Raw genomic sequence first — 12,204 nt, forward strand, 5'->3', positions numbered from 1 at the left:
CAATGGGCGGGGTGGACGACAAGAGCCTCACCGAGAACAGCGCTGGCACCAACCGGACGAGCCTGTGGGGTGGCCGGTTCGCCGGTGGCCCCGCGGAGGCGCTCGCCCGACTGTCGGTGAGCGTGCAGTTCGACTGGCGCCTGGCCCCGTACGACATCGCTGGTTCCCGGGCGCACGCCCGGGTCCTCGCCGGCGCCGGCCTGCTCGACCCGGAGGAGCTGGGCCGGATCCTGGCGGCCCTGGACGACCTGGAGGCGGCCTGTGCCTCGGGTGCGTTCCGGCCCACGGTCGACGACGAGGACGTGCACACGGCGCTGGAGCGGGGTCTCCTGGAGCGTCTGGGCAGCCTCGGCGGCAAGCTGCGCGCCGGCCGGTCCCGCAACGACCAGGTCGCCACCGACCTGCGGCTCTACCTGCGTGACCACGCGCGGGGCGTGGCCAGCCGCCTCGTCGAGCTGGCCGAGGCGCTGGTCGAGCAGGCCGAGCGGCACATCGACACCGCCGCGCCCGGTATGACCCACCTCCAGCACGCCCAGCCGGTCACCTTCGGGCACTGGCTGCTCGCCCACGTGCAGCCGCTGCTGCGCGACCTGGAGCGGCTGCGCGACTGGGACCACCGGGCGGCGATCAGCCCGCTCGGCGCGGGCGCGCTCGCCGGTTCCGGGCTTCCGCTGGACCCGGTGGCCGTGGCCAAGGAGCTGGGCTTCCGGACGTCGTTCGCCAACTCGATGGACGCGGTCGCCGACCGGGACTTCGTGGCCGAGTTCCTCTTCACCACCGCGCTGATCGGGGTGCACCTGTCCCGTCTCGGCGAGGAGGTGGTGCTCTGGACCTCGCACGAGTTCGGCTGGGTGGAGCTGGACGACGCCTTCGCGACCGGTTCGTCGATCATGCCGCAGAAGAAGAACGCGGACATCGCGGAGCTGGCCCGGGGCAAGTCCGGCCGGCTGGTCGGCGGCCTGATGACGGTGCTGACCATGCTCAAGGGCCTGCCGATGACGTACGACCGGGACATGCAGGAGGACAAGGAGCCCGCGTTCGACGCGGTCGACACCCTGGAGCTGCTGCTGCCGGCCCTGGCGGGGATGATCTCCACGATGACGGTCCGGGTGGACCGCCTGGTGGCCGCCGCGCCGGTCGGGTTCTCCCTGGCCACCGAGGTCGCCGACTGGCTGGTCCGGCGCAACGTGCCGTTCCGCGACGCGCACGAGATCACCGGCCGGCTGGTGGCGCTCTGCGCGGCCCGGGAGTGTGAGCTGGAGGAGGTCTCCGACGCCGACCTGGCCGCGGTCAGTGAGCACCTCGACCCGTCGGTGCGTGACGTGCTCTCGGTGCGGTCGGCCCTCGCGGCCCGGACCACCCCCGGCTCGACCGGCCCCGGCCCGGTGGCCGACCAGCTCGCCGCCGCGGCGGACCGGCTGGCCGGCTGGCGGGACTGGGCCACCGAGCGGGTCGTACCCCGCTGAGGTCACCGTGGCGTCGGCGCGAGCCGCCGGCGCCACTGTCGGCTCAGGCCGTCGGGCGCTCCCGCCTGGGGAGCTTCGCCACGACCATGTCGTACGACGCGTCGACCGCCTCGGTCAGCTCGTCGCCGTCGATCCCGCCGTCGAGGCGCAGCGTGTTCCACCCGGACCGGCCGATGTAGGCCATCACCCGGGCGTCGTCGGGGTGGCGGTGCAGCCACTCGTCGGCGATCTCCCGGGTCTGGCCGCACTTGATGCCGACAGTGGGCTTTCCGTCGCCGTTGCCGAGGAACGCGAAGATCCGGCTGCCCACCTTCACCACCTCGTCGCCCTCCCACGGTCGGTCCAGCCAGGCTCCCGGCTTGGCCAGGCAGTACGCCAGCATCTCCGCGCGCTCCATGGGTGCCTCCTCGTCGTGCGCACAGTCTGCCCGTCCGGCCGCCGATCCGCCGGTGCCCGGCCGATCCGTCCGCGACCAGCGGATCGCGTCGGTGCCCGCGGGGATCAGGCGGTCTGCTCGGCCGAGCGGGCCGCGACCCGCTCGTAGCGCTGCCGGGCGGCCTGCGCGCTGCCCAGCCCCAGCCCGTACGCGATGGACTGCCAGGTCAGCCCCCGGTCGCGGGCCAGTGTCAACAGTCCCGCCTCCAGGGCGTCCAGCTCGGCGCGGACGTGCGGCAGCAGGGTCAGCGCGGCGGTGAGGTCGGCGGCGTCCACCGGCTCCTCGGTGGGCTCCCGCTCCGCGCCACCGGCGGCGAGGGCGGTGACCAGGGCCACCGCCTCCCACGGGTCCAGCACGTACGGGTGGGCCCAGCGGGCCCGCCGCGCGTCGGAGCCGGCGTGCCGCTCGCTGATCCGTTGCAGCGCCTCGTGGGTGCGGTGGGCGCGAGCGCGGGCCGGGTCGGGCGCGGTGAACAGCTCCTCGGGCGTCATACCCCGAGCACACCCCATCAACGCCAGATTGTCAACAGATCGTTGAAGCGTGGCGGCACGGGTGTGCCGTGCCGCCACGCCACGACTCAGAGCGCCAGGTCGAAGCGGTGCTCGTCGGTGATCGAGTTGCACAGCGCGTCGCAGGAGTTCCCGGTGACCACGCCGAACGCCACGCCGGGAGCGAACGGGAGCTCGGTCGCGGTCACCGCGATCCGCACCTTCTGGGTGGTCGCGTCGCAGGGCACCTTCCGGGTGGTCGTGCCGGTCCGGACCGACTCCCCGATCGCCTGGGCGACCTTGACCGTCAGGTCGACCTGCGTCGGCTGCGAGCAGGTCAGGGTGACCGGGACGAAGACCGCCGCACCGTTGGCGTCGATCTTGCCGGTGCCCTGAAGTGCGACAGCGGTCAACGGGGCGCCGTCGGTCAGGGCAGCCGCCCGCAGCGGGGCGTTGGCGCTGGCGGACGGGGCGAAGGCGAGCGTGGCACCGGCCGCGATCAGGCCGATGGTGACCAGTGGCCGGCGGATGCTTCGTACGGTCATGATGGCTCCTCTTCGAATGTGCCGCCGCGCCGTGCGACGACACCCGATACACCCGCCGGTCGCCGCGCGGGTTTCGCCGGATCGGATGGCGAGAAGGTGAACCCTGGTGGGCCTCCCGGTGGCCGGCGGGACCGGTCGACAGGGTGATCGGGACGCGGTCTGGGTACCGTTCGGGTCATGGAACCCGCGCCGGACGACCGCAGCGCCGACGCCGACCGGGAGGCGCTGGCGAGCCTGCTCACCGGTCCACTGCTGCCGGCCGCGCGGGGCCTGCTGGGCTGCCGGCTGTCCGCCGGCGAGGTCACCGTCCGGATCACCGAGGTCGAGGCGTACGCCGGCACGGCCGGTGACCCGGCGTCGCACGCCCACCGTGGCCGCACCGCGCGCAATGTCGTCATGTTCGGCCCCGCCGGGCACGCCTACGTCTACTTCACCTACGGCATGCACTGGTGCATGAACGTGGTCACCGGCATCGAGGGGGAGGCCGCCGCCGTGTTGCTGCGCGCCGGCGAGGTGGTCGAGGGCGTGGACACCGCGCGGGCTCGCCGGCCGGCGGTACGGCGGGACGTGGACCTGGCCCGGGGGCCGGCCCGACTCTGCGCCACGCTCGGCATCGACCGCGCGACGTACGGCGCGTACCTGCTCGGCGACGGCCCGGTCCGGTTGCGTCCGCCGGTCCGGCCGGTGCCGGACGAGACGGTGGTCGCGGGGCCCCGGGTCGGCGTCACCGGCGCGCACGATCTGCCCTGGCGGTTCTGGCTCGACGGCGATCCGACGGTCAGCGCGTACCGGCGACACGTGCCCCGCGTCCGGCGCTGAGGGCGGCCCACGGCGTGGGACCGGCGGGCCTGTCGGGGGGTGTGGCCATAATCACCCCACCTGCCCACCGACGGTTCGGAGGACGTCCATGGCAACGCTGCTCGCGATCGGCACCGCGAAGGGGTTGTTCCTCGCCACCAGCGACGATGACCGGCGCACCTGGGAGGTCAGCGGCCCGCACCACCCGCAGACGAGCGTCTACGCGGTCGCGCTCGACACCCGCCGCGCCACCCCGCGACTGCTCGCCGGGGTGACCAGCTCGCACTTCGGCCCCAGCGTCGCGACGAGCGACGACCTGGGCGCCTCCTGGGACGAGCCGGACCACGCGCCGGTGGCGTTCCCCGCCGACACCGGTGCGAGCCTGGACCGGGTCTGGCAGCTGATGCCGGGCGGCGCCGACGAGCCGGACGTGGTCTGGGCCGGCACCCAGCCGTCGGCGCTGTTCCGCTCCACCGACGGTGGTCGCAGCTTCGAGCTGGTGCGCGCGCTCTGGGACCATCCGCACCGCCCGCACTGGCAGGCCGGATTCGGCGGTCAGGCCGTGCACACCGTGCTGCCCCACCCGCGCGACCCGGCCCGGGTGCTTGTCGCCATGTCCACCGGTGGGGTCTACCGCTCGCAGGACGCCGGCGCGAGCTGGGCCCCGGGCAACGTCGGCATCCGCGCCGCCGGCCTGGCCGACGAGTGGCCGGAGTTCGGCCAGTGCGTGCACAAGGTCGCGCGGGACGCCGGCAACCCCGAGCGGCTGTACGCGCAGAACCACTTCGGCGTCTACCGCTCCGACGACGACGGCCGCACCTGGTCGTCGATCGCCGACGGGCTGCCCAGCGACTTCGGCTTCCCGATGGTGGCGCACCCCGCTCGACCCGGGATGGTGTGGACGTTCCCGCTGGTGGCCGACGTCGAGCGGTTCCCCACCGACCACCGCTGCCGGGTGTTCCGCTCCGCCGACGCCGGAGGCAAGTGGGAGCCGTTGTCGGTGGGCCTGCCCGAGGGGCCGTTCTATCCGGCGGTGCTGCGTGACGCGATGTGCGCCGACGACGCCACTCCGGGCGGCGTCTACTTCGGCACCCGCTCCGGCGAGGTCTACGCCAGCCGGGACGAGGGCGACTCCTGGTCGCAGGTGGCCGCGCACCTGCCCGACGTGCTGTGCGTCCGGGCGGCGGTGGTCTGAGTGGTCACCGTGCTGTTGCCCGGCCCGCTGCGCGGCGAGGCCGGCGGCGCGAGCCGGCTCAGTGTCGACGCGGGCGGCACGCTGGGGGCGGTCCTCGACGAGCTGGCCGCCGACCACCCTCGGCTGGCTCGGCGGATCCGCGACGAGCGCGGCGAGCTGCGCCGCTACGTCAACGTCTACGTCGACGGGGAGGACTGCCGGCACTCCGGCGGACTGGCCACGCCGGTCGGCGAGGGCGCCCAGGTGCAGGTGCTCCCCTCGGTCGCCGGGGGCTGATTCCCGGGAGTGACCGGTGCCACTGCCGAATAGGCCGCCAGCGGAATAGTTGACTCGTCAAATAAGTTGTGGGCTGCGTCCGGGTACCACGACGGCACCCGGTTGACACGCGAGGAGCTGGTCATGCAGTTCGGAGTCTTCACCGTCGGTGACGTCACGGTCGATCCGACCACCGGTCGGGAGCCGACCGAGCATGAGCGGATCAAGGCGATGGTCGCCATCGCCCTGAAGGCCGAAGAGGTCGGGCTCGACGTCTTCGCCGCGGGCGAGCACCACAACCCGCCGTTCGTCCCGTCGTCCCCGACCACCATGCTCGGTCACATCGCGGCCCGCACCGAACGGCTGCTGCTGTCCACCGCGACCACGCTGATCACCACCAACGACCCGGTGAAGATCGCCGAGGACTACGCGATGCTCCAGCACCTGTCCGACGGCCGGGTGGACCTGATGATGGGCCGCGGCAACACCGGCCCGGTGTACCCGTGGTTCGGCAAGGACATCCGCGCCGGCATCCCCCTCGCGATCGAGAACTACGACCTGCTGCACCGGCTGTGGCGCGAGGACGTGGTCGACTGGAAGGGCAAGTACCGCACCCCGTTGCAGTCCTTCACCTCGACGCCGCGCCCGCTCGACGGAGTGCCGCCGTTCGTCTGGCACGGCTCGATCCGCAGCCCCGAGATCGCCGAGCAGGCCGCGTACTACGGCGACGGGTTCTTCGCCAACCACATCTTCTGGCCCAAGGAGCACACCCAGCGGATGGTCGGGCTCTACCGCCAGCGGTACGCGCACTACGGCCACGGCTCCGCCGACCAGGCCATCGTCGGCCTCGGCGGCCAGGTGTTCATGCGGCGCAACTCGCAGGACGCGGTCCGGGAGTTCCGGCCGTACTTCGACAACGCCCCGGTCTACGGGCACGGGCCGTCGCTGGAGGAGTTCACCCGGGAGACCCCGCTGACCGTGGGCAGCCCGCAGCAGGTCATCGACCGCACGCTCGGCTTCCGCGAGTACGTCGGCGACTACCAGCGGCAGCTGTTCCTGATGGACCACGCCGGGCTCCCGCTCAAGACCGTGCTGGAGCAGCTCGACCTGCTCGGCGAGGAGGTCGTGCCGGTGCTGCGCAAGGAGTTCGAGGCGCTGCGTCCCGCCCACGTGCCGGACGCGCCGACCCACGCCTCGCTCGTCGCCGCCGCCGGTGGCGGCAAGGACAGCACCGTGCACGCCGTCGACGACGTGACGGGCAAGGCGCCGGAGGGGGCGACCCGATGACCCGCCGCACGATCGCCGTGGTCTCGGCGGGGCTGAGCCAACCCTCGTCCACCCGACTGCTCGCCGACCAGCTCGCCGGGGCGACCCGCGACGAGCTGGTCCGGCGCGGGGCCGAGGTGGAGCTGCGGGTCGTCGACCTGCGCGAGTACGCCCACGACATCATGAACAACATGCTCACCGGGTTCCCGCCGACCGCGCTGCGCGAGGCCATCGACGCGGTGACCGGGGCGGACGGCGTCGTCGCCGTGACGCCGATCTTCAACGCGTCGTACAACGGGCTGTTCAAGTCCTTCTTCGACGTGCTGGAGGCCGAGTCGCTCGTCGACCGGCCGGTGCTCATCGGGGCCACCGGCGGCACCGCCCGGCACTCCCTCGCCCTGGAGCACGCCCTCCGCCCGATGTTCAGCTACCTGCGGGCGGTGGTGGTCCCCACCTCGGTCTTCGCCGCCCCGGAGGACTGGTCCGGTGGCACCGTCGACGGCGCCCTGCGCGGCCGCATCCGTCGCGCCGCCGGCGAGTTGGCCGACCAGGTCGAGCGCCGGCTGCCCGCCAGCGGCCCCGCCGACCCGTTCGCCCTCACCACCGACTTCCTGCAGATGCTCGGCCGGGGCGACGACGCTCCGGTCACCTCGGCGGGTCGTACGGGTGCGCGACAAGCACCGGGCAGTGCGCGTGCTGAATCGCAGCCTGGCTGACCGAGCCGAGCAGCAGACCGGTGAACCCGTGCCGGCCCCGGGTGCCCACGACAAGCAGCGACGCCGTGCCGCTCGCCTCGATGAGCCCCCGGGCCGCACCGGTCGCCCGGATCGGGTGCTCCCGCACCACCAGCTCGGGCCGTTCGGCCCGGACGACGGAGGACGCCTCGGCCAACAGCCGCACCGACTCGGCCTGGTACGCGGCCTGGGCCTCCTCGATCTCGTCCGGCAGCGGCCGGTCCCCGTCCAGCGGGCCGACGTGCACGAGCACCAGCGGCACGTCCCGGAGCGCCGCCTCGGCGGCGCCGTAGCCCACGGCCACCCGCGACGACGCGGACCCGTCCACGCCGACCAGCACCGGCGCGTCCGTATCGATCGGCTGCTCGTCCGGGCGGACCACAAGCGCCGGGCAGTGCGCGTGCGCGGCCACCTGCGCGCCGACCGAGCCGAGCAGCAGCCCGGCGAAGCCGCCCAACCCGCGGCTGCCCACCACGACGAGATCCGCCCGTCGGGACTCCTCGACAATCGTCGCGCCGGGCCCGCCGGCCACCTGGCGGGCCTCCACGTCGAGGCCGGGCCACCTGTCGGCCAGGTCGGCCGCCGTCCGTTCCACCATCGTGCGCGACTCCTCCGAGGGCGCCGGCACCCCGAGGTCGTACGGGCTGAGGGGCACGCCGTAGCCGAGCGGGTGCAGGTAACCGTGCACCAGGTGCAGCGGCCGGGACCGGAGCAGGGCGGCCCGGGCCGCGTGCTCGGCGGCGACGAGGCTGGACGGCGATCCGTCGACACCCACCACGACAGGTCGGTTCATCGGCACTCCCAGGGTCGGTCGACTCATTGTCGGCGGCGGGAGGCCGCGGTGGCGCCGAACGGGCCGGCCGGTGCGCGGACGGGAGGCCCCGAACTGTCACCGGCGAGACGTACCCTCGCCGGATGACCTCCGATGTGCGGCTGCGCGCGGTCCACGAGGACGACCTCGTGGAGTTCTTCCTGCACCAGCAGGACCCCGAAGCGAACCGGATGGCCGCGTTCGGCCCCAAGGACCCGTCCGACCACCGCGAGTTCGCCCGGCACTGGGCGCGGGTGCTCACCAACCCGGCGAACCGGGTCCGCACCGTCGAGGCCGACGGCGAGGTGGTCGGCTACGTCAGCGCCTTCCCGGTCGACGACCAGACCGAGGTCAGCTACTGGATCGACCCGACCCGCTGGGGCCGCGGCCACGCCACCGCGGCCCTCGCCGCCCTGCTGCGCGAGCTGCCCCGGCCGGTGCACGCCCGCGCCGCCAAGGACAACGCCGCCTCTCTCGCGGTGCTGCGCAAGTGCGGGTTCGTCGTCGTCGGTGAGGACTCGGGGTACGCCAACGGGCGGGGCGCCGAGGTCGAGGAGTGGCTGCTGGAGCTGCCCGCCGATGCCCCTGACCTGGGCGGGCACTAGTCTCGCCTGGTGAACTGGTGGGATCTGGTCGGCTGGGCCGGCTCCGCGGTGCTGGTCTGGTCGTTGCTGCAGTCGCGCATCCTGCGGCTGCGCGCGCTCAACCTCGTCGGCTGCGTCGTGCTGATCGGCTTCAACGCCGCCCTCGAGGTCTGGCCCATGGTGGGCCTCAACATCGTCCTCGCGGTGATCAACATCTGGTACCTGCGGGGGATGCTCGCCACCCGCCACGACGAGCAGACCTACCAGGTGGTGGAGGTCGGCGTCGGCGACCAGTTCCTGGCGCACACGCTGCGGATCCACGCGCCGGACATCGCCCGGTTCAACCCCGACTTCCACTGGGACCCGACCGCCGGCGACCGGTCGGCCTTTCTCGTGGTCACCGCCGACGAGGTGGTCGGGGTGGTGCTGTCGCACGCCGAGGCGCGCGGGGTCGCCCAGATCGACCTGGACTACGTGACCCCGAAGTTCCGCGACTTCACCCCCGGCGAGTTCGTCTACCGGCGCAGCCGCCTCTTCACCGAGCGCGGCTTCCACCGGGTGGTCAGCCCGCCGGGCATGGTCGCCCCCTACTACCATCGGCTCGGCTTCCGCCCCCAGGGCGACTCGTACGTTCTCGACCTGCCCGCGTCACCTGCCACCGATTCGGCGTAGCGTCGCCCGAGCAGGATTCGGCCGTGGCCGCACGGGGCACAGAAGCGCGTACGCCGGGCGGGCTCGCCGACCGGCGGGCGCCGTGCGTACGGGCCGGTGCCACCACCATGAGGGAGCGAACCGGGCGTGCAGAGCTACGGGAGCCAACTGGCCCTGGTCGGGATCCTGGTCGTCATCAACGCGCTCTTCGCCGGCAGTGAGATGGCGCTGGTGTCGCTGCGGGACAGCCAGATCCAGCGGTTGGAGCGCACCAGCCGGGCCGGACGGGTGCTGGCCCGGCTCGCCAAGGACCCGAACCGCTTCCTCGCCACCATCCAGATCGGCATCACCCTCGCCGGCTTCCTGGCCTCCGCCGCCGCGGCGGTCTCCCTGGCCAAGCCCCTCGTTCCGCTGCTCGGGATGTTCGGGAGCGCCGCCGAGACGGTGGCGATCGTGGTGGTCACCCTCGCGCTGACCTTCGTCACCCTGGTGTTCGGCGAGCTGGCCCCCAAGCGGATCGCCATGCAGTCCGCCGAGCGGTGGGCGCTGCTGGTGGCCCGCCCGCTCGACCTGCTCGCCAGTCTCACCCGCCCGGCCGTCTGGGCCCTCGGCGCCACCAGCGACCTGGTCGTACGCCTGGTCGGGCTCAACCCGAAGCACCAGCCGGAGGAGATCGGCCCGGACGAGCTGCGCGACATCGTCGCCGGCAACCACGGCTTCACCAAGGAACAGCGCACGATCATCGCGGGCGCCGTGGAGATCGCCGACCGGCGGTTGCGGGCTGTGCTCGTACCCCGGTTGCAGGTTTTCACGCTCGACAGCGGGACCACCGCGGAGGCCGCGCGGCTCGTGCTGGCCGCCACCGGGCACTCCCGGGCGCCCGTGGTGCGCCACGGCGGCCTGGACGACACCGCCGGTGTGATCCACCTGCGGGACCTGGTCGGCGTGCCCGACGACAGGCCGGTCGACGAGATCGCCCGCCCGCCGATGCTGCTGCCCGACTCGCTGCCGGTGGTGGACGCGCTGCGCCAGTTCAAGGCCGAGCGCCAGCACATCGCGCTTGTCGTGGACGAGCGCGGCGCGGTCGACGGCATCGTGACGCTTGAGGACATCCTGGAGGAGATCGTCGGGGAGATCTACGACGAGACCGACCGGGACGGCTACTCGGTGCGCCGCGAGTCGGACGGCGCGGTGGTGCTGCCCGGCACCTTCCCGGTGCACGACCTTCCGGACATCGGCGTCGAGCTGCCCTCACGGCCGGCCGGCGACTACACCACGGTCGCGGGGCTGGTCCTGGCCCGCCTCGGGCACATCCCCACCGTCGCCGGGGAGGACGTCACACTTGACGGCTGGGTGCTGACGGTGGCCGGCATCGACCACCGGGCCATCACCGAGGTACGCGTGAGTCAGCTCGCCACCGACGACGCCGACGACAACGGTGACGACGCCGACCAGGCCGCCCAGCCGGTGCTGGACGAGGCGCGCAGCTGACCGCCCCGGCTGACCGGCTCAGTCCCGGGACAGGTTCTGCAGCCGGACCTGACCACGCGCCACCAGACGCTCGTCGGCGTCGGTGATCTCCACCTGCCAGAGCTGCTGGCTGCGCCCCCGGTGCACGGGCGTGCCGACCGCGGTCAGCTCACCGTCCCGGACGGCCCGGAGGAAGTCGGTCTGGTTCGACACCCCGACGACAGTGCCCCGGTCGGCCAGCCAGAGTGACCCTCCGACGCTGGCCGCGGTCTCCACCACCGAGCAGTACACGCCGCCGTGCTGGATGCCGAACGGCTGGTGCAGCTCCGGGCGGACCTGCCAGCTGATGACCACCCGGTCGGCGCTGGCCTCCTCGAACTTCAGGCCGAGCAGGGCGACGAAACCACCCGTCAGATCCGGCATCTCCACGGCGAAACCCTCCTCGATCAGCGGGTCGCCAGCCTAACCGGGGCGGGTTGCGCCAAACCCGGTACGGGTCGGTCCCGGCGATGGGGGAGAATCGGTGACCGTGACCGACAGCAGCCTCCCGCCGCCCACGCGGGACTCCCTGACCGACGACCTGCTCTGGCGTGGCCTGATCCAGGACTCGACAGGCCTCGACGAGCTGCGTGAGCTGCTCGACGGCGGGGAGACCACCACCTATTACGTGGGCTTCGACCCCACCGCGCAGAGCCTGCACGTCGGCTCGCTCATGCAGGTCACCACGGCCCGCCGTCTGCAACTCGCGGGTCACCGCCCGTTGCTGCTGGTGGGCGGGGCGACCGGGCAGATCGGCGACCCGAAGGAGAGCGCCGAGCGGACGCTCAACCCGCCCGAGGTGATCGCCGGCTGGGTCGAGCGGATCCGCGACCAGCTCGCGCCCTTCGTGTCGTACACGGGGGACAACGCGGCACAGCTCGTCAACAACCTCGACTGGACCGGCGAGATGTCGGTCGTCGAGTTCCTCCGCGACGTGGGTAAGCACTTCCCGGTCAACAAGATGCTCGCTCGGGAGGTGGTGCGTGCCCGGCTGGAGACGGGCATCAGCTTCACCGAGTTCAGCTACCAGCTGTTGCAGGCCAACGACTTCTTCGAGCTGCACCGCCGGTACGGCTGCCAACTTCAGTTCGGCGGGTCCGACCAGTGGGGCAACATCACCGCCGGCGTGGACTACGTCCGGCGGCGCGGTGCGGGGCCGGTCCAGGCGTTCACCACGCCGCTGGTCACCAAGGCCGACGGCACGAAGTTCGGCAAGACCGAGGGCGGCGCCGTCTGGCTCGACCCCACCTTGACCAGCCCGTACGCCTTCTACCAGTTCTGGCTCAACGTCGACGACCGGGAGGTCGACCGCTACCTGCGGTACTTCAGCTTCCGCTCGCGGGACGAGCTGGAGGAGCTGGCGAAGGCGACGGCCGAGCGGCCGGCGGCCCGGCTGGCCCAGCGGGCACTGGCCGAGGAGTTGACCACGCTGGTGCACGGCGCCGAGGAGACCCGGCAGGCGGTCG

General features: G+C 73.0%; 15 protein-coding genes (1 of these 15 running past the window's edge). 10 read left to right on the plus strand and 5 right to left on the minus strand.

The genetic code is table 11. The features are described from left to right. Nucleotides 1-2 precede the first annotated feature (2 nt). A complete protein-coding gene (argH, locus tag MILUP08_RS13510) occupies nucleotides 3-1,466 on the plus strand; it encodes an argininosuccinate lyase (protein WP_039905944.1) in 1,464 nt (487 codons plus the stop codon). A 43-nt stretch (nucleotides 1,467-1,509) separates the two neighbouring features. Here argH and MILUP08_RS13515 read toward each other — a convergent pair whose 3' ends face one another. The 3 genes from MILUP08_RS13515 to MILUP08_RS13525 all read right to left on the minus strand — a co-directional run bounded on the left by MILUP08_RS13515 (nucleotide 1,510) and on the right by MILUP08_RS13525 (nucleotide 2,935). Beyond that, the gene (locus MILUP08_RS13515) at nucleotides 1,510-1,863 is read right to left on the minus strand and encodes an MmcQ/YjbR family DNA-binding protein (RefSeq protein WP_007458455.1); all 354 of its coding nucleotides are present in this window, start codon (nucleotides 1,861-1,863) and stop codon (nucleotides 1,510-1,512) included. A 104-nt stretch (nucleotides 1,864-1,967) separates the two neighbouring features. Beyond that, nucleotides 1,968-2,393: a hypothetical protein gene (locus MILUP08_RS13520; protein ID WP_007458457.1), complete on the minus strand. Its 426-nt coding sequence runs from the start codon at nucleotides 2,391-2,393 to the stop codon at nucleotides 1,968-1,970. A gap of 86 nt (nucleotides 2,394-2,479) precedes the next feature. Beyond that, nucleotides 2,480-2,935 carry a hypothetical protein gene (locus tag MILUP08_RS13525; RefSeq protein ID WP_007458458.1) on the minus strand — a complete coding sequence of 152 codons (456 nt, stop codon included), beginning with the start codon at nucleotides 2,933-2,935 and terminating at the stop codon, nucleotides 2,480-2,482. 177 nt (nucleotides 2,936-3,112) lie between these two features. On the opposite strand from MILUP08_RS13525, the gene MILUP08_RS13530 reads away from it, so the two are divergent. The 5 genes from MILUP08_RS13530 to MILUP08_RS13550 all read left to right on the plus strand — a co-directional run bounded on the left by MILUP08_RS13530 (nucleotide 3,113) and on the right by MILUP08_RS13550 (nucleotide 7,165). Further along, nucleotides 3,113-3,754 (plus strand): DNA-3-methyladenine glycosylase, encoded by a 642-nt coding sequence (locus MILUP08_RS13530; protein ID WP_007458460.1) that lies wholly within the window; start codon nucleotides 3,113-3,115, stop codon nucleotides 3,752-3,754. A gap of 88 nt (nucleotides 3,755-3,842) precedes the next feature. Further along, nucleotides 3,843-4,928, plus strand: a complete 1,086-nt coding sequence (locus MILUP08_RS13535; RefSeq protein WP_007458461.1) for a WD40/YVTN/BNR-like repeat-containing protein — start codon at nucleotides 3,843-3,845, stop codon at nucleotides 4,926-4,928. Further along, nucleotides 4,929-5,204: a ubiquitin-like small modifier protein 1 gene (locus MILUP08_RS13540; protein ID WP_007458463.1), complete on the plus strand. Its 276-nt coding sequence runs from the start codon at nucleotides 4,929-4,931 to the stop codon at nucleotides 5,202-5,204. It begins immediately after the preceding gene. Nucleotides 5,205-5,327: 123 nt separating this feature from the next. Then, nucleotides 5,328-6,470 carry an LLM class flavin-dependent oxidoreductase gene (locus MILUP08_RS13545; protein ID WP_007458465.1) on the plus strand — a complete coding sequence of 381 codons (1,143 nt, stop codon included), beginning with the start codon at nucleotides 5,328-5,330 and terminating at the stop codon, nucleotides 6,468-6,470. Next, nucleotides 6,467-7,165, plus strand: a complete 699-nt coding sequence (locus tag MILUP08_RS13550; protein ID WP_007458466.1) for an FMN reductase — start codon at nucleotides 6,467-6,469, stop codon at nucleotides 7,163-7,165. Before MILUP08_RS13545 ends, MILUP08_RS13550 begins: the two co-directional genes overlap by 4 nt. On the opposite strand, the gene MILUP08_RS13555 is transcribed toward MILUP08_RS13550, so the two are convergent. Further along, on the minus strand, nucleotides 7,095-7,982 hold the full coding sequence (locus MILUP08_RS13555) for a universal stress protein (RefSeq protein WP_193376623.1): 888 nt from the start codon (nucleotides 7,980-7,982) through the stop codon (nucleotides 7,095-7,097). The genes MILUP08_RS13550 and MILUP08_RS13555 overlap by 71 nt on opposite strands. Nucleotides 7,983-8,098: 116 nt before the next feature. Between MILUP08_RS13555 and MILUP08_RS13560 the strand changes: the two genes are divergently transcribed. The 3 genes from MILUP08_RS13560 (at nucleotide 8,099) to MILUP08_RS13570 (ending at nucleotide 10,720) form a co-directional block, all read left to right on the plus strand. Then, nucleotides 8,099-8,599 (plus strand): GNAT family N-acetyltransferase, encoded by a 501-nt coding sequence (locus MILUP08_RS13560; RefSeq protein ID WP_007458468.1) that lies wholly within the window; start codon nucleotides 8,099-8,101, stop codon nucleotides 8,597-8,599. 9 nt (nucleotides 8,600-8,608) lie between these two features. Continuing rightward, nucleotides 8,609-9,250, plus strand: coding sequence for a hypothetical protein (locus tag MILUP08_RS13565; RefSeq protein WP_007458469.1), 642 nt, complete (start codon nucleotides 8,609-8,611; stop codon nucleotides 9,248-9,250). A gap of 126 nt (nucleotides 9,251-9,376) precedes the next feature. Further along, the gene (locus tag MILUP08_RS13570; protein WP_007458470.1) at nucleotides 9,377-10,720 is read left to right on the plus strand and encodes a hemolysin family protein; all 1,344 of its coding nucleotides are present in this window, start codon (nucleotides 9,377-9,379) and stop codon (nucleotides 10,718-10,720) included. A gap of 18 nt (nucleotides 10,721-10,738) precedes the next feature. Here the strand turns inward: MILUP08_RS13570 and MILUP08_RS13575 are convergent, their stop codons facing one another. Beyond that, nucleotides 10,739-11,122 (minus strand): PaaI family thioesterase, encoded by a 384-nt coding sequence (locus tag MILUP08_RS13575; RefSeq protein WP_193376624.1) that lies wholly within the window; start codon nucleotides 11,120-11,122, stop codon nucleotides 10,739-10,741. Between the two features lie 106 nt (nucleotides 11,123-11,228). Here MILUP08_RS13575 and tyrS point away from each other — a divergent pair, with 106 nt between their 5' ends. Beyond that, nucleotides 11,229-12,204, plus strand: the 5' portion of a protein-coding gene (gene tyrS / locus MILUP08_RS13580; RefSeq protein ID WP_039907903.1) for a tyrosine--tRNA ligase. The gene runs 317 nt beyond the window's last position; only the first 976 of its 1,293 coding nucleotides appear in the window; it begins with the start codon at nucleotides 11,229-11,231; its stop codon lies off the right edge, out of view.

Source organism: Micromonospora lupini str. Lupac 08 (assembly GCF_000297395.2).
In the GTDB taxonomy this organism is placed as follows: domain Bacteria; phylum Actinomycetota; class Actinomycetes; order Mycobacteriales; family Micromonosporaceae; genus Micromonospora; species Micromonospora lupini.

Excerpts from the sequence above, each read along its gene's own strand:
- argH (WP_039905944.1), top strand. The coding sequence starts at position 3 with ATGGGCGGGGTGGACGACAAGAGCCTCACCGAGAACAGCGCTGGCACC.
- MILUP08_RS13515 (WP_007458455.1), bottom strand. The coding sequence starts at position 1,863 with ATGGAGCGCGCGGAGATGCTGGCGTACTGCCTGGCCAAGCCGGGAGCC.
- MILUP08_RS13520 (WP_007458457.1), bottom strand. The coding sequence starts at position 2,393 with ATGACGCCCGAGGAGCTGTTCACCGCGCCCGACCCGGCCCGCGCTCGC.
- MILUP08_RS13525 (WP_007458458.1), bottom strand. The coding sequence starts at position 2,935 with ATGACCGTACGAAGCATCCGCCGGCCACTGGTCACCATCGGCCTGATC.
- MILUP08_RS13530 (WP_007458460.1), top strand. The coding sequence starts at position 3,113 with ATGGAACCCGCGCCGGACGACCGCAGCGCCGACGCCGACCGGGAGGCG.
- MILUP08_RS13535 (WP_007458461.1), top strand. The coding sequence starts at position 3,843 with ATGGCAACGCTGCTCGCGATCGGCACCGCGAAGGGGTTGTTCCTCGCC.
- MILUP08_RS13545 (WP_007458465.1), top strand. The coding sequence starts at position 5,328 with ATGCAGTTCGGAGTCTTCACCGTCGGTGACGTCACGGTCGATCCGACC.
- MILUP08_RS13550 (WP_007458466.1), top strand. The coding sequence starts at position 6,467 with ATGACCCGCCGCACGATCGCCGTGGTCTCGGCGGGGCTGAGCCAACCC.
- MILUP08_RS13560 (WP_007458468.1), top strand. The coding sequence starts at position 8,099 with ATGACCTCCGATGTGCGGCTGCGCGCGGTCCACGAGGACGACCTCGTG.
- MILUP08_RS13575 (WP_193376624.1), bottom strand. The coding sequence starts at position 11,122 with ATGCCGGATCTGACGGGTGGTTTCGTCGCCCTGCTCGGCCTGAAGTTC.